General features: G+C 65.4%; 1 pseudogene. It reads right to left on the bottom strand.

Annotated elements, in window-relative coordinates:
- Positions 1-708 (bottom strand): annotated as a pseudogene (locus HU806_RS26225) (type IV secretion protein Rhs); the annotation flags it as partial.

Raw genomic sequence — 708 nt, 5'->3', positions numbered from 1 at the left:
AGGCGGTTGCCCTTGAGGGTGGTCGGGCCGGGGCGGTCTTGCATCAGCAGGTTGCCGGCCGGGTCGTGGGCGAAGCGTTCCGGGGCTTGGCTGTGGGCGTAGTCGATGCGCAGCAGGCGATCTTGCTTGTCGTATTGGTAGCTGCGGCGGTTTCGTGTGTCGGACAGCGCGGCGAGGTTGCCGCCCGCGTCGTAGGAATAGTCGCGCCAGAACAATTGCTGTTGCTGGGTCTGCCACACGGTCTGGGCCTTGAGGCGGCCCTGTTCGTCGTAGCTGTAATCGCTGAGCAGCAGGCCTTGCTGGCGTTGGGTTTCGCGTCCGCCTTTGAAACGGTGCTCGGTCAGGCAGGTGCCGTTGAGGTCGATGGCGATCAGCGCGCCGCCCGGGAGGTGGCGATAGTCGAGGGTGCTGCGATCCGGCAGGCGGCAATGGATCAAGCGGCCGGTGTTGTCGTATCGATAACGCAGGGTGGCCCAGCCTTGGTGTTCGGCGACGAGGCGGTCCTGGGCGTCGTATTCGTAGGCCAGCGGCCAATGGCCGTCGTCGACGCTGACCAGGCGTCCGAGGCCGTCGTAGCGGTATTCGACCGCCGTGCCGTCGGGCAAGGTCTTGCGCAGCAGGCGTCCTGCAGAATCCCTTTGGTAAGCGGTGACCCGTTGGCTGCCGTCGGAACCAAACTCGGTCTTTTCCAGCAGGTGGCCGTTGAGG

Source organism: Pseudomonas sp. SWRI154, from assembly GCF_014268645.1.
In the GTDB taxonomy this organism is placed as follows: Bacteria; Pseudomonadota; Gammaproteobacteria; order Pseudomonadales; family Pseudomonadaceae; genus Aquipseudomonas; species Aquipseudomonas marvdashtae.
Note: the sequence above shows the minus strand (reverse complement) of the source record. Positions and strands in the feature narration are given on the sequence as shown.